At 73.2% G+C, this 19,824-nt stretch carries 24 protein-coding genes and 2 tRNA genes; 14 read left to right on the forward strand and 12 right to left on the reverse strand.

Going from position 1 to position 19,824, the window contains the following annotated elements; all coding sequences use genetic code 11:
* The first annotated feature begins 1 nt into the window (after window position 1).
* From ACQP26_RS00055 to ACQP26_RS00070, 4 genes are all read left to right on the forward strand, one after another.
* Complete coding sequence (locus tag ACQP26_RS00055) at window positions 2-931, forward strand: DUF3566 domain-containing protein (RefSeq protein ID WP_433494612.1); 930 nt, start codon at window positions 2-4, stop codon at window positions 929-931.
* A 144-nt stretch (window positions 932-1,075) separates the two neighbouring features.
* Window positions 1,076-1,149: transfer RNA gene (locus tag ACQP26_RS00060), tRNA-Ile, on the forward strand.
* Window positions 1,150-1,192: 43 nt separating this feature from the next.
* Entirely contained in the window at window positions 1,193-1,321 is a 129-nt protein-coding gene (locus tag ACQP26_RS00065) for a DLW-39 family protein (protein ID WP_013283222.1), read from the forward strand.
* A 10-nt stretch (window positions 1,322-1,331) separates the two neighbouring features.
* Window positions 1,332-1,407: transfer RNA gene (locus tag ACQP26_RS00070), tRNA-Ala, on the forward strand.
* Between the two features lie 47 nt (window positions 1,408-1,454).
* Here the strand turns inward: ACQP26_RS00070 and ACQP26_RS00075 are convergent.
* The 7 genes from ACQP26_RS00075 to ACQP26_RS00105 all read right to left on the reverse strand — a co-directional run bounded on the left by ACQP26_RS00075 (window position 1,455) and on the right by ACQP26_RS00105 (window position 5,930).
* Window positions 1,455-1,832, reverse strand: a complete 378-nt coding sequence (locus ACQP26_RS00075; RefSeq protein WP_281579447.1) for a carboxymuconolactone decarboxylase family protein — start codon at window positions 1,830-1,832, stop codon at window positions 1,455-1,457.
* A 299-nt stretch (window positions 1,833-2,131) separates the two neighbouring features.
* Window positions 2,132-2,968, reverse strand: coding sequence for an NAD(P)H-binding protein (locus ACQP26_RS00080; RefSeq protein ID WP_433494613.1), 837 nt, complete (start codon window positions 2,966-2,968; stop codon window positions 2,132-2,134).
* The gene (locus ACQP26_RS00085; protein WP_433494614.1) at window positions 2,965-3,858 is read right to left on the reverse strand and encodes an NAD(P)H-binding protein; all 894 of its coding nucleotides are present in this window, start codon (window positions 3,856-3,858) and stop codon (window positions 2,965-2,967) included. Before ACQP26_RS00085 ends, ACQP26_RS00080 begins: the two co-directional genes overlap by 4 nt.
* A 158-nt stretch (window positions 3,859-4,016) precedes the next feature.
* On the reverse strand, window positions 4,017-4,295 hold the full coding sequence (locus tag ACQP26_RS00090; RefSeq protein ID WP_269703306.1) for a hypothetical protein: 279 nt from the start codon (window positions 4,293-4,295) through the stop codon (window positions 4,017-4,019).
* Window positions 4,296-4,329: 34 nt separating this feature from the next.
* Window positions 4,330-4,461 (reverse strand): hypothetical protein, encoded by a 132-nt coding sequence (locus ACQP26_RS00095; protein WP_269703305.1) that lies wholly within the window; start codon window positions 4,459-4,461, stop codon window positions 4,330-4,332.
* A gap of 112 nt (window positions 4,462-4,573) precedes the next feature.
* Window positions 4,574-5,314 (reverse strand): LPXTG cell wall anchor domain-containing protein, encoded by a 741-nt coding sequence (locus tag ACQP26_RS00100; RefSeq protein WP_269706958.1) that lies wholly within the window; start codon window positions 5,312-5,314, stop codon window positions 4,574-4,576.
* Between the two features lie 79 nt (window positions 5,315-5,393).
* Complete coding sequence (locus ACQP26_RS00105) at window positions 5,394-5,930, reverse strand: ATP-binding protein (RefSeq protein ID WP_269703304.1); 537 nt, start codon at window positions 5,928-5,930, stop codon at window positions 5,394-5,396.
* Window positions 5,931-5,981: 51 nt separating this feature from the next.
* Between ACQP26_RS00105 and ACQP26_RS00110 the strand changes: the two genes are divergently transcribed.
* The 4 genes from ACQP26_RS00110 to ACQP26_RS00125 are packed head-to-tail and all read left to right on the forward strand — an operon-like array spanning window position 5,982 to window position 7,954.
* Complete coding sequence (locus ACQP26_RS00110; RefSeq protein ID WP_281579442.1) at window positions 5,982-6,287, forward strand: ArsR/SmtB family transcription factor; 306 nt, start codon at window positions 5,982-5,984, stop codon at window positions 6,285-6,287.
* Entirely contained in the window at window positions 6,284-6,670 is a 387-nt protein-coding gene (locus ACQP26_RS00115) for a VOC family protein (protein WP_269703302.1), read from the forward strand. The genes ACQP26_RS00110 and ACQP26_RS00115 overlap by 4 nt, the downstream gene beginning before the upstream one ends.
* 9 nt (window positions 6,671-6,679) lie before the next feature.
* Window positions 6,680-7,228: a hypothetical protein gene (locus ACQP26_RS00120; protein WP_269703301.1), complete on the forward strand. Its 549-nt coding sequence runs from the start codon at window positions 6,680-6,682 to the stop codon at window positions 7,226-7,228.
* 42 nt (window positions 7,229-7,270) lie between these two features.
* A complete protein-coding gene (locus ACQP26_RS00125) occupies window positions 7,271-7,954 on the forward strand; it encodes a PH domain-containing protein (RefSeq protein WP_433494615.1) in 684 nt (227 codons plus the stop codon).
* Window positions 7,955-7,959: 5 nt separating this feature from the next.
* Here ACQP26_RS00125 and ACQP26_RS00130 read toward each other — a convergent pair whose 3' ends face one another.
* The gene (locus tag ACQP26_RS00130; RefSeq protein ID WP_281579438.1) at window positions 7,960-8,550 is read right to left on the reverse strand and encodes a dienelactone hydrolase family protein; all 591 of its coding nucleotides are present in this window, start codon (window positions 8,548-8,550) and stop codon (window positions 7,960-7,962) included.
* 65 nt (window positions 8,551-8,615) lie between these two features.
* Here ACQP26_RS00130 and ACQP26_RS00135 point away from each other — a divergent pair, with 65 nt between their 5' ends.
* On the forward strand, window positions 8,616-9,194 hold the full coding sequence (locus tag ACQP26_RS00135) for a helix-turn-helix domain-containing protein (protein ID WP_433494616.1): 579 nt from the start codon (window positions 8,616-8,618) through the stop codon (window positions 9,192-9,194).
* 86 nt (window positions 9,195-9,280) lie between these two features.
* On the forward strand, window positions 9,281-10,228 hold the full coding sequence (locus ACQP26_RS00140; RefSeq protein WP_433496234.1) for an L-threonylcarbamoyladenylate synthase: 948 nt from the start codon (window positions 9,281-9,283) through the stop codon (window positions 10,226-10,228).
* Here the strand turns inward: ACQP26_RS00140 and ACQP26_RS00145 are convergent.
* Window positions 10,225-14,721: an HAD-IC family P-type ATPase gene (locus tag ACQP26_RS00145; RefSeq protein WP_433494617.1), complete on the reverse strand. Its 4,497-nt coding sequence runs from the start codon at window positions 14,719-14,721 to the stop codon at window positions 10,225-10,227. The two genes, ACQP26_RS00140 and ACQP26_RS00145, sit on opposite strands and share 4 nt — an antisense overlap.
* 159 nt (window positions 14,722-14,880) lie before the next feature.
* Between ACQP26_RS00145 and ACQP26_RS00150 the strand changes: the two genes are divergently transcribed.
* The 4 genes from ACQP26_RS00150 to ACQP26_RS00165 all read left to right on the forward strand — a co-directional run bounded on the left by ACQP26_RS00150 (window position 14,881) and on the right by ACQP26_RS00165 (window position 18,189).
* Window positions 14,881-16,257, forward strand: a complete 1,377-nt coding sequence (locus ACQP26_RS00150; protein WP_433494618.1) for an MFS transporter — start codon at window positions 14,881-14,883, stop codon at window positions 16,255-16,257.
* A gap of 310 nt (window positions 16,258-16,567) precedes the next feature.
* Window positions 16,568-17,347, forward strand: coding sequence for an SDR family oxidoreductase (locus ACQP26_RS00155; protein WP_433494619.1), 780 nt, complete (start codon window positions 16,568-16,570; stop codon window positions 17,345-17,347).
* Between the two features lie 36 nt (window positions 17,348-17,383).
* On the forward strand, window positions 17,384-17,581 hold the full coding sequence (locus tag ACQP26_RS00160) for a hypothetical protein (protein WP_269703290.1): 198 nt from the start codon (window positions 17,384-17,386) through the stop codon (window positions 17,579-17,581).
* 59 nt (window positions 17,582-17,640) lie between these two features.
* Entirely contained in the window at window positions 17,641-18,189 is a 549-nt protein-coding gene (locus ACQP26_RS00165; protein ID WP_269706956.1) for a YbaK/EbsC family protein, read from the forward strand.
* Between the two features lie 36 nt (window positions 18,190-18,225).
* Here ACQP26_RS00165 and ACQP26_RS00170 read toward each other — a convergent pair whose 3' ends face one another.
* The 3 genes from ACQP26_RS00170 to ACQP26_RS00180 all read right to left on the reverse strand — a co-directional run bounded on the left by ACQP26_RS00170 (window position 18,226) and on the right by ACQP26_RS00180 (window position 19,804).
* On the reverse strand, window positions 18,226-18,858 hold the full coding sequence (locus ACQP26_RS00170; RefSeq protein WP_128137990.1) for a DsbA family oxidoreductase: 633 nt from the start codon (window positions 18,856-18,858) through the stop codon (window positions 18,226-18,228).
* A gap of 20 nt (window positions 18,859-18,878) precedes the next feature.
* On the reverse strand, window positions 18,879-19,304 hold the full coding sequence (locus ACQP26_RS00175; RefSeq protein WP_013283255.1) for a SufE family protein: 426 nt from the start codon (window positions 19,302-19,304) through the stop codon (window positions 18,879-18,881).
* Window positions 19,305-19,384: 80 nt separating this feature from the next.
* A complete protein-coding gene (locus ACQP26_RS00180; protein WP_269703286.1) occupies window positions 19,385-19,804 on the reverse strand; it encodes a CBS domain-containing protein in 420 nt (139 codons plus the stop codon).
* Between the last annotated feature and the right edge of the window lie 20 nt (window positions 19,805-19,824).

Raw genomic sequence — 19,824 nt, forward strand, 5'->3', positions numbered from 1 at the left:
GATGACGGAGACACAGGCGAAGTCGGGGAACAAGGGGACCTCGGCCACCCCGGTCGAGGAGGAGGCCGCACAGGGCGGCACACCAGCGACCGGCCGCGCGGCTGTGGGCCGGGCCACGGTTCCCGCCGACGCGCCTGCCCCGAAGTTCACCCGGGCTCCCGGCATGGCCCCGCCTCCGGACAAGCCGGCCGAGGACTCCGGTTCCCGGGATTCGGCCGAGACCAAGGTGGACGCACCGACGTCGGCCGACGGCCTGGCCGCTCCGGCCGGCAAGCCCGCGAACGCCACGAGCACCCAGCCGATCAAGGCGCCGCCGGCCACCGGCCGGGCCTCCACCGGGACGACCGGCACGCAGCCGCGGATCGGCGCCGGCCTGGGCACCGCCCCGAAGGCTTCGCCGGACGGCTCGCGCCCGGGCGGCACCGGCACCGCCGGTCAGTCTCGGCCCGCCAACGGCGGCGGCCTGCCGCCGGGCATCAGCGGCGCGGCGGCGGTCGGGGCCGCGCGCGTGGGTGAGGCGGTACGCTCCGCGCGTACCTCGGTCAGCTCGGCCGCGTCGCGAGGACCGCGACGGGCCCGGCTGAACCTGAAGCGGATCGACCCGTGGTCGGTGATGAAGTTCGCCTTCGCGGTTTCCGTGGTGCTCTTCATCGTGGTCGTCGTGGCGACGTCGGTGCTCTACCTGGCGCTCGACGCGATGGGTGTGTTCAAGAGCGTCAACGACAGCCTGACCGACCTCGTGAACGCCGGCGGCGGTCAGGGCGGCGGTGGCTTCCGGATCACCGCCAAGGGCGTGATCCTGACGTCGTCGCTGATCGGCCTGGTGAACGTCGTGCTGTTCACCGCGCTGGCCACGCTCAGCGCGTTCGTCTACAACGTCTGCGCCGACCTGGTCGGCGGGATCGAGCTGACGCTCGCCGAGCGGGACTGATCAACCCGACGCCGGGGCACCGCGTAAAGCGGTCGCCCCGGCGTCGTGCGTCCGGGTAGGTTCGAGATGGCGCGGGTGCTTCCACCACCTACCCCCGATTTGGGCGCGGTGGAGGCGATGGGTTAACCTAGCTCGTCGCTACGCGGGGCTATAGCTCAGTCGGTTAGAGCGCAGAGCTGATAACTCTGAGGTCGCTGGTTCGATTCCAGCTAGCCCCACCGCACATCGTCCGACGGCAGTCGAGCGCGAGGGGTCAAGCACATGTTCAAGAAGCTCCTGATCCTGGCCGGCATCGTCGGTGTGGCCGCCGTCGTGGCCAAGAAGGTCAAGGCCTCGAACGACGAGCGCGCCCTGTGGCACGAGGCGACCACGGCGCCCGACCTGCGCTGAACGCCGTCACGGGGCCCTAGCTCAACTGGCAGAGCACTGCCTTTGCAAGGCAGGGGTTAGGGGTTCGAGTCCCCTGGGCTCCACCACATCATCCGGCCAGGTCACGACCCGTTGACGGGTGCCGGCAGCGTCGTCAGCGGTGCTCGCCGAAGACCGCCGTGGCCACCTGGTAGCTGTCGAAGGCCCGGGCCGCCCCGGCGTACGCCTCCAGGTGGATGAAGAGTTCGACGATCTCCTCCTTGGTCACGCCGGACGTCAGCGCGATGCGCAACTGCCCCCGCAGCGGCTCGTGGGTGCCCAGCGCCGCCGCGACGGCCACCGAGATCAGGCAGCGGCTCCGCAGGTCCAGGCCCGGTCGCGGCCACGAGTCGCCGAAGGTGTGCTCGGTCGCCAGCCGCCGGAAGTCCTGACCGACCGCGGGTTCCCCGTCGGCCAGCGGCAGGGTCAACGGTTGGCCGAGGAGGCGCTCCGCGGTGTCGAGGGCCTGCTGGTATCGGGGATCGTCGGGCATGCGTTGCCACCTCCGCACGTGTCAGCCGATCGACTGCCGTTCGGTTCCAGCATCGTGCCCACCCCGGCGTTCGGTCCGCCGTTCCGGGAAACCACCGTTGATCTCGGTGCCGAGTGCAGTCGGGCGGTCCGCCGTCCCATACCCACCGGTGCACCCGCTGCGACTTCGACGCCCGGACAGCCGGCGCCGACAGCGGCAGCCCGATTTTGGTGATCTCTGTCGGTGCGTTCGGCTGCGAATGCGGTGGACGGTCGCGTGGGACCTCGTGCCCCGATCAAGTCACGAGGTCCCACGAGGGTCTACCGGAAGTCGGCCGCGTGGTCCCTGGCCCACTGCGCGAATGTCCGCGCGGGTCGGCCGATCAGGCGCGGGACGGCGTCTGCCCACTGCTGGTTCGTCGGCGCGGGGTTACGCGTGGACTCGGCCCACATGGCGAAGATCCAGTCGACGAACGTCTCCGGATAACCGTCGCTGATCCACTCGGCCCGAGCCTCGACCGGATCCAGATCCTCGAACCGCACGGTGGTGCCGATCGCGGCGCCGATCGCGTCGACCTGCGCGACGGTGGTGAGCGCTTCGGGGCCGGCGAATGTGTAGGTCCGGCCGGCGTGACCGTCCTCGACGAGCACCGTTGCGGCGACCGCGGCGATGTCCGCCTCGTGGGTGGGCTGGGTCAGCGCCGCGCCGTACGGGCGGCGGACCACCCGGCGTTCCTTGATGGAGGGGGCCCAGTCCAGCCAGTTCGCGGCGAACTCGCCGGGCCGCACGTGCGTCCAATCCAGACCGGACTCCTCGACGGCACGCTCGACCGCCAGGTATCCGTCCTCGCTGTCGTCGGTGTCGGCCAGCGCACCGGACAGTACGACGATGCGCCGTACCCCGGCTTGCCTCGCGGCGGCAACCACCTCACGTGCCGTACGCCCGACCGGGAACAGGTACATCCTCTCGATGCCGCGCAGCGACGATTCCAGGGACGCCGGGTCCGTCAGGTCGCCGCCGACCACCTCCACTCCGGCCGGAAGGCCCGCCGCCGACGGTGTCCGCGTGAGCGCGCGTACCCGTTGCCCGGTCTTCATCAGTTCGGCGACGACGTGTCGGCCGACCATGCCTGTCGCGCCAGTGACCAGGATCGTCATCTCGTCACCTCGGGCCGGAAATCGGCGGCGTGGTCGTTCGCCCATTGGGCGAACGTGCGCGGTGGCCGCCCTGTCACCCGCAGACAGGTGTCCGTCGGCGGCAGTGCGCCCGTCCCGTCGACGGCGTCGGCGAGCAGCGCGATCATCCAGTCGGCGGTCTCCTCGTCGTAGCCGTCGCGCAGCCACTGCGTGCGTGCCTCGGCCGGATCGATCTCCTCGAACCGCACCTGCGTACCGATGGCGGCGCCGATCGCGGCGACCTGCTCCGCCTGCGAGACCTTCGCCGGGCCGGTGACGGTGTGAGCGGCACCGATGTGGTTGTCGGTCAGCAGCGCCGCGACCGCCACGTCGGCGACGTCGGCCTCGTGGACCACCGGGTAGCCGGCGCCGGCGTACGGCTCGCGCACCACCCGCTCGGTCCGGATCCGGTGGGCCCACCGCAGCGCGTTGACGGCAAGCAGCCCGGGCCGCACGTGGGTCCACTCGGCGCCGGTGGCCTCCACAAGCAGTTCCAGCCCGCGATGCGCTTCCCGCTCCTCGGTCAGATGCCGCCCGAGTACGCCGTCGCCGCCGGTTCCGGGTGGGAACCCGGCCGCCGCCGCGGAATGCACGACGAACCGGGTGACGCCGGTCTTCACCGCCTCGTTGAGGAAACCGTTGTCGGCCGCGCCGTAGACGAAGGGGAAAAGGTAAACGGCCTGCGCGCCGTCCAGCGCCGCGCGCCAGGTCTCGGGACGTTCGAAGTCTCCCTGGACCACCTCGACCCCGTGCGGCAGCAGGCCCGTCTGGGGCCGGCGGGTCATCGCCCGCACCGTTCGTCCGGCCCGGACCAGTCGGGACACCACCTGGCGGCCCACGTTGCCGGTCGCCCCGGTTACTAGGATTGTCACGTTGCTCCTTCTCGAATACCTGGGATGGGCAATAGACCGCCGCCGCGAATCCACGGCCAATGGCGCGGCGGCGGTCGCCACGCTAGGTCAAAATTTCGAAGGCCGCACATCGTACATATGTGCGAGGCGCAGGAGTCGTCGATCAGCCGACGGAGGATCTAGCTTCCTTGACCGGCCTTACGGGACCGTCGGTGCGTGAAGGCGTAGACGACGGCTGCCAGGCCGATGACGGCGAGTGCGCCGGCGACGGCCGCGTAAATGGCCAGTCTGCGTTCGGCTGCGGCGATGTCGGCGGCTTGCTTCTCCAGCATCTCGGGGGTCGGATCCTGGTAGGGCATCGAGATGCCGGACAGGTCCAGGAACGGCAGACACGGCAGCATGCAGGAGGCGACGAGCAGGAGAACCCCGGCGGTGAGCGCCAGGCGGGCACGCGACATCGCGACAGGTTCTCACAGGGTCGTCCTCCGCCGGTCACGGCCCGGCCGTCGATCCGGTCGCCAGCTCCGCGATCGACCGGCGGGTCAGTTCGTCGCACTGCGCCAGGGGTACGCCGCGCTGGATGCCCTCCTTGACCGGCCCGACCATCGGGTCGATCGCGATCATCGCCCGTGCGAAGCCGGCGAGGTCGACGGCGAGGTCGACGTGCTTCTGCCCGACCCGGAAAACGCGGCGCGCCCAGCCCGATGAGGCATCGAGCTGGGCGCGCCACAGGGAACTATGCGACGAAGCGGGAACGACGTCGGCGTCCGATGACGTAGCTGGCGCCGCCGATGAGCAGGAGCGCCCCGCCGATGCCGGCCACGGTCGCGGTGTCGGCGCCGGTCACGGGCAGCCCGCCGCCCTCGCCACCACCGTCACCGCCGGGCGCGCCCACGCCCGCGGAGGGGGTGACCGGCGGTACGACTGTCGACGTGGCGCTGGGCGTCGCGGTCGGCGTGCTCGTGGGCTGAGACGGCGTCGGAGTCGCCGTCGGCTGGGACGCGCAGTCGAGCGCACGAGCCTCGTACAGGCCGATGTTCAGGTAGGCGAGGTAGGCCTCGACGGACGGGCTGTCGAGCACCTTCTGCGCGGCGGCCCGCACGTTGGGGCCGGCGCCCGTCATCGTCTGGCCGATCCTGACGCGCAGGGCCGTCGCCCAGCGATCCTGCACGTTCTTGAGGTAGGCGCGAAGGTCGTCCGAGGTGCCCTTCAGTCGCTCCTCGATCTCGCCCGGCAGAACGGGCAACGATTCGGCCTGCGCCTCGTCCAGCAGCCGGTACGCCAGCAGCCGCAGTTCGGCAACGGTGGCGTTGTCCAGATCGATGGTGACAAGTTCGCGGAAGTCCTTGTACACCTTGCGTTCGACCGTCTGGCAGGACTCGTTGAGCCCGGGCGCTGCGGTTTGCGCCGCCGCCGGCGCCGCCGGAATCAAAAAGGCCAGCGCCACCAGGGCACCGGCCGGAATCTTCCATTGCATGTGGACTTTCCTCCCCGTGTAGATCAAAACATGCAGATGTTACCGGCGTCGGTCCGAAAGGCAAGGGGCATTGATTGCGCTAACGACGCAGTCGATCAACTACCTCTTTTATCGCTGCCACCCGGTTGGCCAGTGGGCCCGCCGGCACGTCGACGAGGTCGAATCCGGCCTCGCGATAGGTCAGCTCGTGAATCCGTTCGAAGACGAGTGACTCCTCGAAGCTGATCCGACGCGCGGCTGTCGACTCGACGAAGCCTTGATTCCGTACGAAGAAGACGGTTCGCTCGGTCGTCATGCGCTCGATCTCGTCGACCAGCGCGGGTGGCGGCGTCAGCCCCAGGTGGCGGCACAACGCGAGCGTGCAGACGGGCGAGCGGTCGTGGAACACCACGTCGCCGCCGGACATCTCGGCTCGGCGCCGACGTCTCCGCTGGAGATCCAGCACCTGCTCGGCGAAGTCCGGCTCCCGCCACGGCTCGGGCCGCCCGAGCGCTTGCTGAAGGGCGATCACGTCGGTCGCGGCCTCCTCCACGACGGGGTGACCGTCGATCTCCAACCGGCGCAGGATCGCTGTCTTACCGGAGCCGGGGGCGCCGGTGAGGATGTATCCGGGCATGACGTCCTCCGATGCGGGCAACACTCTTGATAGGCAAGCCGTTACTTGCTTATGGTGGGTGACGTGGGCGATCTGTACCAGGCGCTGGCCGATTCCACGCGCCGCCTGATCCTCGACGAGCTGACCGAGCGCGACGGTCAGACCCTGTTCGAGATCTGCGGCCGGCTGGCCACGAAGCACCAGGTCGGCTCGTCCCGGCAGGCGATCTCGCAGCACCTCGACGTCCTGGAGGCCGCCGGCCTCGTCGTCACGCGGCGGCAGGGTCGCTACAAGTTCCACCACCTCGACACCCGGCCGCTGCGGTCCATCGCCGAGCGATGGCTCAGGCCCGACGCACCCACCCAGGAGAACCCATGAGAATCAACCTCACCAGCGTGTACGTCGACGACCAGGCCAAGGCGTTGCGCTTCTACACCGAGGTGCTGGGCTTTGTGAAGAAGACCGACGTGCCGACCGGGGAGTACCGCTGGCTGACTGTGGTCTCGCCCGACGCCCCGGACGGCGTGGAGCTGCTGCTGGAGCCCGACGCGCACCCGGCCGCCAAGGCGTTCAAGGAGGCGCTCGCGGGCGACGGGATCCCGCTGACGCAGTTCGCGGTGGACGACGTGGCCGCCGAGCACGACCGGCTGCGGAGCCTCGGCGTGCTGTTCACCCAGGAGCCGGTCGACATGGGACCGGTGACCACCGCGGTGTTCGACGACACCTGCGGCAACCTGATCCAGATCGCACAGTACCGGTAGCGGGTTGCAGTGGAGGGACCGTGGCGCAGCCCGGCGCTGTCCGCCGCGGTGGAGCGCCTGGAGGACGAGATCCGGGACGCCTGGGCGCGGCTGCGCGGTGAGCTGGACGTGGCGCCGGATTCGCCAGAGGAGCGAGAGCTTGCCTGGCTCGTCGTCGACGACCCCGGGGCGTACGACTGGCGGACCGTGGACGGCGCGGTGGACCGGCTGACCTGCCCGGATTGCGGGGCACGGCTGACCGCCGGACCGGCGACGTGTGAGACGTGCGAATTCCGCCACCGCATGCGGTTCGGCGCCCGCGAGCGCGACCGCCCGCACGTGCCGCCCGGCAACGAGCACGCGCTGCGCGTCGCCACGGCGGTGACTCGCAGCCGCCACCGCTACTCACCCCGGGCACGGGTCGGCTACGAGCTGGTCCTGCCGGACCTGCTGGCCGGTGCCCTACCGACGACTCCCCAGGCCCAGGCCGCCAAGGCACTCGTCAACACGTTGACCGACGACGAGTGCGACCGGGTCGCGAGCCTCGCCGAGGTCGCGGAGTTGGCGCGAGGGCGTTGACTCCACGCGGAACCGCTGGACACGATCGGTCACTCTGACGGCATGACGGTGTGGCGGCGCCCGTACGCGTTGGACCTGACCACCTCCGGCTTCATGGTCGTGGCGGGGCTGGCGGTCGGCTTCTTCGTGCTCATCGTGTTCGGGTTCCGCAGCGGCAGACTCCTGGAAGGGGAGGCGGTGGTCCTCGGAGTGTGGAACGCCGGCGTCCTCGCCGTCGCGGTCCGCCGCGCGATGCTCGGCGTCTGGGTGAGCCCCGTCGGCGTACGCGCGCGCTCGCTGCTCCGCACGACCACAGTGCCGTGGGCGTCGGTCGTGGAGATCCACAGCGGTACGGCTTCGATAGCGGGTCTGGACATGGGACGCGACGCGATCGTCATCGAGCGGATCGACGGCGAGCCGGTGCAGACGCCGATCCAGTCCGGCGCCATCGTCCGGCCGTTCCGCCTGGAGCTGACCCGGCTGGTCACCTGGCCGGAGCACTACGACGAGATCCTCGCGAACCTGCGGGAGTGCCACCGGAATGCCCGGCCCGCGGAGCAGCGCGGTCCGGCGAGCCCGGATCCGGTCCGCGCCGGCCGTCCGGACCCGCCGGAGCAGGTCCGGCGGCCCGCTCCGAGCGCCGCCCAGCGGCGCGACATCCACGCGCTCACCAGACAGTACGAGCGTGGGGTGCTGACCGACGCCGAGTACGCGGCCGAGTTGGCGCGGCTGCGCGGTGACGGGTAGGCGCGTCAGCCGAGCCGGTCGAGCAGTTCGTGGCTGCGGCTCACCACCAGCGCTGTCGCCTCCGGGTCGTACGAGGGCAGCGAGCTGTCGGTGAACAGGTGCCGATCGCCGGGGTAGACGTACAGCTCGCCGCGCTCGGGACCGACGATGGACACCAGCTCGCGGGCGGCGTCCACGTCGCCTTCCAGACCGAAGAACGGGTCCTGCTCCATGCCGTGCACCTGCACCGCCACCCCGTCGGGCCAGGGGCCGATCGCCCATTCGCCGGTCACCGGCAGGCAGGCCTCGTAGAGCAGGGCAGCCCGGGCGCCGGCCCGGGTCTGGGCGAGCCGCTGGGCGATGGCGGCGCCCCAGGAGACGCCCGCGTAGACGAGATCGGCGGGCATCCCGGCGACGTACGCGTCGGCGCGCTGGTCGAGGACGTCGCCGCCGATCTGCTTGGTGAGCGCGGCGCCGTCGGAGATGGTGCGGGGCCGTTCGCCGTCGAATAAGTCGGGGACGTGCACGGTGTGCCCGCCGGACCGGAGGGAGTCGGCGAGGGCGCGGACGCCGTCCGTGAGCCCTTGAATGTGGTGGAAGAGCACGATCTCGGCCATCACTACACTCCTGAGTTGTCAGACCAGAGTTATCGAACGAACCAGAATCTTAGAACGGTCGAGAAATGTCGGTCAATGAGCGAGTCCCGGACTACGACCTCGACGATCTGCTCGTGGTCACCGCTCCGGAGCAGCTGCGTGCGCTCGCCGACCCCCTGCGGAGCACGCTGCTCGAACTGCTCCTGGAGCGCGCCGCCACGGTGAACGAGATGGCCCGCGCCGTCGACCGGCCCAAGAGCAGCGTGGCGTACCACGTGAACCAACTGGTGGACGCCGGTCTGCTGCGCGTGGTGCGGACCCGGCGGGTACGCGCCATCGAGGAGCGCTTCTACGGGCGGGTGGCCCGCACCTACTACGTCGGTGCGCTCACCCGCGCGGAGGACAAGCAGGTGGTGTCCCGGATCAACGGGCTCGCCGAGGCAGCAGCCGAAGCGGCCGCCGCACACGCCGCCGACGAGCTGCGGTGCACGCTCGTGCACGCGCGCATCCCGATCGAGGACGTGCGCGAGTTCTGGGCCGAGGTGCAGGCGCTGGCCCGGCGGTTCGCGCAGATCCCCCGAGCCGGGGACCAGGTGTACGGCTTCGCCGCCGGTCTCTACCCGACCGACGCGCCCACGCTCCCCGACACGGACCCGCGCGACTGACGGACGCACCGGACGGCAGGGTCGTGCCGGGGCGGCGCCCCGGGCAGGCTAGCGTCGGACGCGTGAGCACCGGATCCCCGCGCGTCCTGCCGGCAGAGAGCGGCATCGACGAGGCAGCCGCCGTCCTGCGCGCCGGCGGGCTGGTCGCCTTCCCCACCGAGACGGTCTACGGGCTCGGCGCGAACGCGCTCGACGCCCGGGCCGCCGCGCGGATCTTCGAGGCGAAGGCCCGGCCCAGCTTCGACCCGCTGATCAGCCACCTGGCCGACGCCGCCGACCTGGCCGCGCTCGTGGGCGAGGTGCCCGCGGCGGTGGCCGAACTGGCGAAGCGGTTCTGGCCCGGCCCGCTCACCCTGATCGTGGACCGGCCGGAGATCATCCCGCCGATCGTCACCTCCGGCCTGGACACCATGGCGGTACGCGTACCGGACGAGCCGTCGGCGCGGGCGCTGATCGCCGCCGCCGGCGTGCCGGTGGCGGCGCCGAGCGCCAACCGTTTCGGTCAGCTCAGCCCCACCCGCGCCGAGCACGTGGTGGCCGGACTGGGCGGCGCGGTGGACGTCGTGCTCGACGGTGGGCCCACCCGGTGCGGCATCGAGTCGACGATCGTGGACGCCCGCGGTGACCGGCCGGTGGTGCTGCGGCTGGGCGCGCTGCCGATCGAGGCGCTCGTCGAGGCGGTCGGCCCGGTCGAGGTGCGCCAGGGCAGCTCCGGTCAGCCGGTCGCGCCCGGGACGCTGGCCGCGCACTACGCCCCGCGTACCCCCTTGCGGTTGGGCGCGGCGACCGAGCCCGGCGAAGGCCGGCGGGGCTTCCTGGCCTTCCGGGAACCACCGGCGGACGGCGACTGGGCGGCGGTGGAGGTGCTGTCGCCCGACGGCGACGTGACGGCGGCGGCGGCGCGCCTGTTCGACGCGCTGCACCGGCTCGACGCGGCCGGGGTGACCGAAATCGTCGCCGAGCCGGTACCGGAGACCGGCGTGGGCCGGGCGATAAACGACCGGCTGCGCCGCGCCGCCGCCACCTGGCGCTAGGACTGGTCGGCGTCGGGGCGCGGATGCGAGCCGGGCTGCGGCAGACGGTCCACCAGCTTGGTCAGCGCGCCGTTGGCGAACGTCGCGCCGAGCGCCGAGCCGGTGGCGATGGTCCAGCCCACCGGGCCGAGCGGGGTGCAGCCGAAGAACTGGCTGACCCCGGGCGTCTGCACCACCGCCACGAGCACGCCCACCGACGCGGCGGTGGCGACGAGCACGCTGGGGCTGGTGCCGCCGGCCAGCACTGTCTGCCCGAGCTGCGTGCCGATCAGCGAGGCCAGCGCGACGGTGCCGGCCCGCCGCTGGGTGCCGGTCCACCTGGCGATCGTCCAGCCGGCGGTCGCGCCCAGCGTGGTCGCCGCCGCGCGCAGCCCGATCTCCCGGGTCATGGTGACGCCGAGTGAGGAGTCCGGCCCCTCCCGCAGCAGATGGTCGGCGCTGTCGTCGGCCGGCGGGCGGACCGCGATGGCGAGCGCGGGCGCCAGGTCGGTGAGCAGGTTGACCAGCAGCAGTTGCCGGCCGGTGAGGGCGGACCGGCCGGTCGCGGCGGCGGTCAGCACGCTGAACGCGATCTCGCCGAGGTTGCCGCCGACCAGGATGCTCAGCGCGTGCCGGACGGACGACCACATGGCCCGCCCCTCGACCAGCGTGGCGATGATCGTCTCCAGCCGGTCGTCGGTGACCACCAGGTCGGCGGCGGCGCGGGCGGCGGGAGTGCCGCGCTGACCGAGCGCGATGCCGACGTCGGCCAGCCGGATCGCCGGGGCGTCGTTGGCGCCGTCACCGGTCATCGCGACGGTGCGGTCCTGGCGCTGCAACGCCTGGATGATCCGTACCTTGTGGGCGGGCGTGCAGCGCGCCACCACGTCGGTGGCCATCAGGCGCTCGGCGAGCGCGGCGTCGTCCAGCCGGTCCAGGTCGCTGGCGGTGACCACGCGCTGCCCGCCGTCGTCCGGGCTGATCGTGGCGGCGATCGCCTCGGCCGTGGCCGGGTGGTCGCCGGTGATCATGACGGTGTGCACGCCCGCGGCCCGGATCCGGGCCACCGCCGGCCGGGCGCTGTCCCGCACCCCGTCGGCGAGCGTCAGGAAACCCACGAAGACCAGCCCGTCGACCTGCTCGTCGCTTACCTGCTCGCTGGAGACCGGGCACTCGGCCACGGCGAGGATGCGGTGCCCGGCGCCGGCCCGCCCGGACAGCATGGCCTGCACCTCCTCGCGTCCGGCCGCGTCGAGCGGCCGGTCGCCTTCGGCGGTGCGCCGGGACGCGCAGCGCGGCAGCACCGACTCGGGGGCGCCCTTCACGCTCAGCAGCAGCCCGCCGGCGGTGCGGCCGACAGCGGCGCTGTAGCCCCGGGACGGCTCGAACGGCAGCCCGGCCGTGGCGGTCCAGTCCGTCGCGCCGGTCCGCTCGTCCACCCCGGCGGCGTCCGCGCCGTGGCGTACCGCCCGGTCGGTCTGCTGCGGCAACTCGTCCGGGTCGGCGGCGGACGGGGTGGCCCGCACTGCGGCGCCCAGCGTCGACCGGAGCGACTCGTCCAGTTCGTCCAGCACGGCGTACCGGCCGTCACCGGTACCCACCCCCGCCAGCAGCAGCTTGCCCTCGGTGAGCGTGCCGGTCTTGTCGAAGCAGAGCACGTCGACCCGGCCCAAGGCCTCGATGGTCCGGGGGTTGCGGACCAGGGCGCCGTGCTCGGCCAGCCGCCGCGCCGCCGCCAGCTGCGCGGCACTGACCAGGAACGGCAACCCCTCCGGCACCGACGCCACGGCCAGGTTCGCGGCGGTCGCCGCCGTTTCGGCAAGGGGTACGCCCCGAAGCAGCCCCGCCCCTGCGACCGCGATCGCCGAGGCGGCCGCCAGGGGTACGGCACTGCTGGTCAGCTTGCCGAGCCGGGCCTCCACGCCACTGGCGGGCGGGGCCTGCCGGGCCATGGCGAGGCTCCGCCCGGCCTCGGTCTCCGCACCGGTCGCCACCACCACCGCGGTGCCGAGTCCGGCGGCGACAGTGGTGCCCTCGAACAGCATTGAGTGCCGTTCGGCGATGGCCGCCGCCACCACCGGTTCCGGGCTCTTCGCCACCGGCAGCGACTCGCCGGTCAGGGACGACTCGTCGGCCTCCAGCCCGTCGCTCGTCAGCACCCGGCAGTCGGCCGGTACGGCGTCCCCGGAACTGACGGTGATCACGTCGCCGCGTACCAGCTCCTCGGCGGGGACCACCCGCTCGGTGCCGTCGCGCAGCACCCGGGCGGTGACCGCCGAGCGGGACAGCAGCTCGGCCAGGGACCGTTCGGTGTTGCGCTGGTGCACGGCGCCGACCAGGGCGGACCCGCCCACCACGCCACCCACCAGCGCGGCGTCGACCAGCGAGCCGAACGCGGCGGAGAGCACCGCACCGGCGGCCAGCACCGGGGTGAGCGGATTGGACAGCTCCTCCACGAACGCGCGGAGCAGCCCGGCCGGACCGTGCTCGTCCCCGACCTCGACGCGCCGGCGCCGGGCCGCCTCGTCCTCGGCCAGCCCGGACGGGTCGGTGGCGAGCTGGTCCAGGACGGTCTGCACCGGCATGAGATGCCACGCGGTGAGCGAGGGCATCGGTGCGCCGGTCCGGTCCGGCAGCCGGTGCGCCCGGAACACGCCGTGCGCGAACGCGAGCGCCGCCGCGCCGTTCACCGCCGCCAGGGTCGGGCGGGGCAGCCGTCGCCGGTCGGCGGTGAACGCGGCGAGCGCGCCGAGCCCGCTGCCGGCCATGGAGATCCGGACGTTCTGCGCGGTCATCCGGCGGGCCACCCCGGCGGCGTCGATGAGCAGTGCGGGTACCCGCAGGTCGTCACCGACCAGCAGGTGCGCGCCCCACGGCGGCAGGTCGTCCGGGCCGTACACGCCGACGCCGCAGTCCGACGCGGCGAGTGCCGACCGCTCACCGGAGACCACCATCACCGTCGCGCCCTCGCGTTGCAGGTCGTGCACCGAGTCGGCGAGATCGGGGCCGCCGGGTACGAGCAGGTCGGCGAAGTCGTAGCGGCCGTCGTCCGCGCCGCCGACCACGAGCCGCAGGCCCGCCTGCCGGGCGGCCGACGCGAGCGCGTCCACGCCGGGCGCGGGCTCCGGCTCGACCCGCAGGACGGCGGCCAGCCGGCCGTTCTCGGCCAGCCCGAGCAGCCGTCCACCGTCGGCGCGCAGCCGGGCGCTGTCCGGCGTGTCCCCGGGATCGTCGGCGCCGAGCCGGTCGAGCGGGCCGATCCGCCAGCCGTCGGCGGCGCGTACGGCGTCCGGCTCGGCCGGGTCGAACAACGCGAACGCCCGGGCGGCGACCTGCCCGGTGTCGGCGTCGGCCAGCGGCGCGAGGTCGGCCAGGACGCCCCGGTCCGACCCGAGCACCGCCGCGTCGAGCACCACCGTGTCGATCCGGTCCAGCTCCCGCAGCACGCTGCGGTCCATCGCGATCACGCCACGCCGGGCGAGCATCCGGCCGAGCTGCGCGCCGTACCCCTCGCGGCCGGAGCCGGGCGCCTTCGGCAGCGACGACAGCGCCAGCGCGGCGGCCCGCTTCGGCCCCAGCACCGGCAGCGCCGCCGCCCCGGCGACCGCGCCGGCCGGAAGTACCCGCTTGGCGTACCGCTCGGGCTGACCGTCCGGCACCGGGCAGGGCCGTTCGCCGTCCGGCACCCGGGCCACCGCCCGCTCCGGGTCACCGGTCAGGTGCGGCTCGGCCCGTCGCCACGCGGCCAGTTGCGCGGCACCCTCGCCCCACTGCACCACGCGCTGCGCGCCGTCCAGCACGATGCCGGCCCAGCCGCCGGTCAGGCCCTGCACCACCGCCTCGGCCAGCGGGAACAGCACCTCGGCGCGCGGGTCCGCGCGGATGCCCAGACCGGCCAGCGCGTGCAGCTTCGGGTGCAGGTCGACCGCGCCGAGCAGCCCGGCGACCTCGGCCGGAATGGGGGTGAGCGGCAGCACCCGGGTAGCCGCGGAGATGCTCAGCCCGAGCACGTCGGACAGCAGCGCACCGAACGTCCGCGCGGTACGCGGTCCGTCCTCGGGCGGCTGCGGTGGCTCGATCTCCGGGTCCGGCTCGTACGGGCAGGTCCGCTCGACGCGCGCCACAGTGGCGATCAGGTCGCGCAGCTTCGGCGCCGGTTCACCGGTCGCCACCACCACCCGGCCCGACGGCGCGTTCACCCGCGCCCAGGTCACCCCCGGCATCGACTCCAGCGCCGCCTCGACCTGACGGGCCAGCCGGTCGCCGCCGTCCTGGCAGACACCGTGCACCTCGATGTGGTGGCGGCCGTCCTGCGACCACACCCGGCGGCTGGTCAGTCCGGTGAGGCGGGCCAGCCGGGCCGCGGCCGTACCGACGCTGCCCGCCACCTCGCTGACCCGGGCCGGCACGGCGTCAGTGGGCAGGGCCGAGCCGACGGTACGCGCGACACGCGCGGCGGCTTCCGGTACGACAGTCGGTGACAGCAGGAGGCCGGCGAACCGTCCCAGCGTCATCTCGCCTCCCGGTCTCGTCCCGGCGGCCCGACTTCCCGGCGCGGCGTCCGTCATGCCACCCCGACGGCAGAAGTTTCCGGGCGTGCGCCGCCGCTTGCACCGGACGAGACGCGCGCCACAGTTGACCTCAACCAGGGGTGAGGTCCCAGGCTGAACGCCATGACCAGCGCCACCGCCGTACCGGCTGATCCACCCGTCGACCTCTGGTCGCCGCGCCTGCGGGCGATGACTGTGGGCAGTGTCGCCCTGGTGTCCCTGCTCGCGTTCGAGGCGCTGGCGGTGGGGACCGCCATGCCGACCGTGGCGCGCAGCCTCGACGGACTCGGCCTGTACGCGCTGGCGTTCGGCGGCCCGTTCGCCTCCGGCGTGGTGGCGATGGTCGCCTCCGGCATCTGGTGCGACGCGCGCGGACCACGCCAGGCCATGTGGCACGGGGTCGTCTGGTTCGTCGCCGGGCTGGTGGTGGCCGGCGCCGCGACGACCATGGAGGTGCTGGTCGTCGGGCGGGTGGTGCAGGGCTTCGGCTCCGGACTGGTCTCGGTGGCGCTGTACGTGGTCGTCGGTCAGGCGTACCCGGAGCAGTTGCGGCGGCGGATCTTCGCCGCGTTCGCCGCGGCCTGGGTGGTGCCGTCGCTCGTCGGCCCGGCGCTGGCCGGGCTGATCGTGGAACACCTGGGCTGGCGATGGGTGTTCCTTGCGGTGCCGGCGGTGGCGATCCCGGCGGCGCTGCTGGTCCAGCCGGGACTGCGCGCGCTGACCGCCACCGTGGCGACCCGGCCGCCGGCCGGCGCCCTGGCCCGGATCGGCTGGGCCTGCGGGGCGGGGGCGAGCGCCGCACTGCTGCACTACGGGGGGCAGCAGCGCGGCGTTCTCGCCGCCGGCCTGATCGCCGCAGCGCTGGCCGGGCTGCTCGTCTGCGTACCGCACCTGCTGCCGGCCGGTTTCCTGCGCGCGGCACGGGGACTGCCGACGGTGATCGGGTTGCGCGCGCTGGCGTCGGCGGCGTTCGTGGCCGCTGAGGTGGTGATCCCGCTGATGCTGTCCCGGGAGCGCGGTTTCTCGCCAACCGGCGCCGGCCTGGTGCTGACCGTCGGCGCGTTGTCCTGGTCGGTGGGCTCGTGGATCCAGGGCCGCATCGGCTCGCCCCGCTCGGCGGCGACGCTGCCCCGGGCCGGGCTGGCCTGCATCACGATCGGTACGGCGGGCGTGGCGTCGGCGCTGGTGCCCGGCCTGCCGGTGCTGCCGGCCGTGCTGAGCTGGTCGGTGGCCGGGCTGGGCATGGGGCTGCTCTATCCGTCGCTGTCGGTGCTCACCCTGGAGCAGTCCGCCCCGGCCGAGCAGGGCCGCAACAGCTCCGCGCTGCAGTTGGGCGACTCGCTCGCCGCCGCCACCGTGCTGGCGCTCACCGGTGCGGTCCTGGCCGCCGGTGCGTCCCCCGGCCCGGCCGGTTACGCGACCACGCTGGCCGTCGCAGCCGCCTGCGGCCTGCTCGGCCTGGTCGTGGCCGGCCGCGTGGTCCCCCGCCCCACCCCCTGACCCACCCCGCCCACCCTCGGCCCACTCGCCCGCCCGGCGCCCGCCCGTGCCTCTGCCGTTGATCAAGGAGTTTGTGTCCGGCGAAGGGCCGTCATCCGACACAAACTCCTTGGTCAACTTGGTGGGGGGCGGGTGGGTGCAGCGGAAGGCCGGTGGGCGGCGGGTGGAGCGATCCGGGTCGTGAGGGCCGTCGGGTGGCGCAGGATCGGGTGGGGTGGCGTCGAGCGGGTAGCTGTCACGATCCGGGTCGGCGTCCCGTCCCACCGTGGAGCCGCGGTGTGGCGGCTGCGCGTGTGCGGGAGGAGTGGCGATGCGGGTACTGGTGACCGGGGCGACCGGACGGCTCGGGCGGGTGGCGGTGCCGCGTCTGCGGGACGAGGGCTTCACGCTGCGGGCGGTCAGCCGCCGGCCGCGTACCGGAGACGGGGTCGAATGGGTGAGCGCCGATCTGGCCACCGGCGCCGGGCTGGCCGAAGCGGTCGCCGAGGTGGACGCGGTGCTGCACCTGGCCTCGTCGCCCAACCGGCGCACCCACGACGTCGACGTGCTCGGCACCCGCCGCCTGGCGGTGGCCGCGGGTCACGCCGGGGTGCGTCACCTGGTGTTCGTCTCGATCGTCGGCGTCGACCGGGTGCCGCTGGCCTACTACCGGCACAAGCTCGCGGCCGAGCAGGTGGTGGCCGCCGGGCCGGTGCCGTGGAGCGTGCTGCGGGCGACCCAGTTCCCGGAATTCCTGGAAGGGCTGCTGAGCGGCGCGAGCCGGCTCGGCCCGGTGATCGGGGACCGGGCCGTGCTCGCCCAGCCGGTCGACCCGGTCGACGTCGCGGACCGGCTCGCGGTGCTGCTGCTGGCTGGGCCGTCGCACCGGGTGGAGGACTTCGGCGGACCGGAGGTGCTGCGCTACGACGACGCGGCCCGCGCCTGGCTGGCGGCCCGGCGGGTCCGCCGTCCGCTGCTGCCGGTCCGGATCCCCGGCCGGCTCGGGCGGGAACTGCGTGCGGGTGGGCTCACCACGACCGCCACGCCGACCGGCAGCCGGACCTGGGCCGACTACCTGGCGGACACGTACGGGGGAACCGGCGGAAGATGAGAACCGGTCGGGTCCGCACCGGCCTACGGTGACCGCATGCTGGTCTTCGTCGCCACAGTGCTCCTCTACGTCTTCGGTTTCGTCTTCCTCTACGGCGTGATCCGGGTCGGCGTCCGGCACGGCATCGAGGACGCCGAGGCGAACCGTCCCGAGGTGCTGCGCCGCCGGCAGCTCACCACCACCGAGAACCGGGACTTCGCCCAGGAGAACGCGTTCCTCACCAATCCCAACTGAAGGGCGGGGGCGGGGTCCGGCCGGTCGATCCGCCGGGTGGGTGCGAGGATCGCGGCATGATGGGGACGCTGAAGACGGAGCCGGCCCGCACGCGGCTCGACCTGCTGGCCCCGCCGGTCGCCGCGGCGCTGCAGGAGTGGCCGGCCGAGGCTCCGGTGGACGTGGACGAGGTGCTGGTCGCCCCGATCGACGCCGACCTGGCCGACACCGCTGCCTTCTGTGAGGCGTACGAGGTGGGGCTGGAGGAGTCGGCCAACTGCGTGGTGGTCGCCGGCAAGCGTGGCGGCGAGACCCGGTACGCGGCCTGTGTCGTGCTCGCCACCACCCGCGCTGACGTGAACGGCGTGGTCCGCAAGCTGCTCGACGTGCGCAAGGCGAGCTTCGCGCCGATGGCCGAGGCGGTCGAGCGCAGCGGCATGGAGTACGGCGGCATCACGCCGATCGGCCTGCCGGCGGACTGGCCGATCCTCGTCGACTCCCGGGTGATCGCCACACCGCACGTGATCATCGGATCGGGCGTACGGCACAGCAAGATCGCCCTGCCCGGGCCGGCGCTCGGCGCGCTGCCCGGGGCGAGGGTGGTGGAGGACCTGGCCAAGCCGGCCTAGGTCCTCATCCACATCGATCTTGTTCCACGTGAAACATCAGGCTGCCGCTTCGCGCTGCGCCACCTCGCGCAGCGCGGCCAGCAGCGTCTCCGGCTCCTGCGCACCGGTGACCGCGTACTTCCCGGCCAGCACGAACGTCGGCACGCTGGAGACGCCGAGCTGGTGCGCGGTGCTCAGGTCGGCGGCGACCTCCCGGCGGCCCAGGTTCGACTCCAGGTACTGCCGCGCCTCGGTCTCGTCCAGCCCGGCCTCGCCGGCCAGCGTGACCAGCGCGTCGATCGAGCCGACGTCGACGCCGTCGTGGAAGTGCGCCCGGTAGAGCCGCTCGACCATCTCGGCGGAGCGCCCGTGCTCGGTGGCGAAACGCACCAGCCGGTGCGCGTCGAACGTGTTCGCGGCCACCGCCCGGTCGAACCGCAGGTCGAGACCCGCGCCCGCGGCGACGCCGGTGACGTGCGCGGCCATGCCCTCGGCCTTGTCCCGGCCGCCGAACTTGTCGCCGAGCGCCTCCAGCAGCGGCTTCGGCTCGGTGACCGGCGTCGGGTCCAGCTGGAACGGCCGGAACCGGACAGTCACCTCGCCGTCGTACGACTCCAGAGCCTGTTCCAGTCGGCGCTTGCCGATCCAGCACCAGGGGCAGACCACGTCGGCGTAGATCTCGATGTCCATGACCAGCGACAACCCGCGGGTCAGGAGATCTGTTCCCGGACCTGGCGCTTGAGCCGGGCCAGGATGGCGGTGCCGCCGCGTACCCGCAGCGGGCTGATCGCCTGCGCCAGGCCCATCCGCTGGTACAGGTCGTCCGGTACGGCGAGCACCTCCTCGGCGCTCGCCCCGGCCAGCCCTTCGGCGAGGATGCCGGCGAACGCCCGGGTGGTGGGCGCCTCCGGCGGGCAGTCGAAGACAGTGCTCACCGTCTTGTCGGCGTTCACCTCGGCGCGCAGGAAGAACGCGGTCTGGCACTCGGGGACCTGCTCCAGCTCCTCCCGGTTCACACCCTCGGGCAGGGGCGGGATCACGTCCGCGAACTCCAGCAGCATCTCCAGGACGACGTCGCGGGGCGCGGCGGCGAACTCGTCGACGATCTCGGCCAGCTTGGTCGGCATCTCGGGCATGGGTCGAGGCTATCCGCCGTGGCGCGTCGTCACCCGGCGGTGCCGGGCGGGGCCCCGCCGCAGGCGTGCGGGGCCCGCACTCACACGTTCGGCGCGGCCTCGCTGATGTCGCTGAGCGCCGACTGGGGGTCGAGCTGCATGGCGAGGTCGCCGAGGGAGACGATGCCGACGAGCTTGCGGTCGCTGTCGCACACCAGCACCCGGCGGATGTTGCGCTCGCGCATCAGCGCCGCCGCCTCGCTCGCCGTGCAGTGCTGCTCGATCATCACCACCTCGCGGGTGATGATCGAGCCGATCGTGGTGGTGCCGGGGTCGGCCCGCTCGGCCACCGCCCGCACCACGATGTCGCGGTCGGTCAGCATGCCGGCCAGCGTGGCGCCGTCGGTCACCACCACGTCGCCGATGTCCGACTCCTTCATCACCCGGGCCGCCTCGTCCAGCGGGGTCTCCGCCGAGAGGTAGATCACCTGCCTGGTCATCACGTCACTGACGCGGTACATGAGAGCCTCCGAACGCCTCG

The organism is Micromonospora sp. CA-248089 (assembly GCF_050948515.1).
GTDB lineage: Bacteria > Actinomycetota > Actinomycetes > Mycobacteriales > Micromonosporaceae > Micromonospora.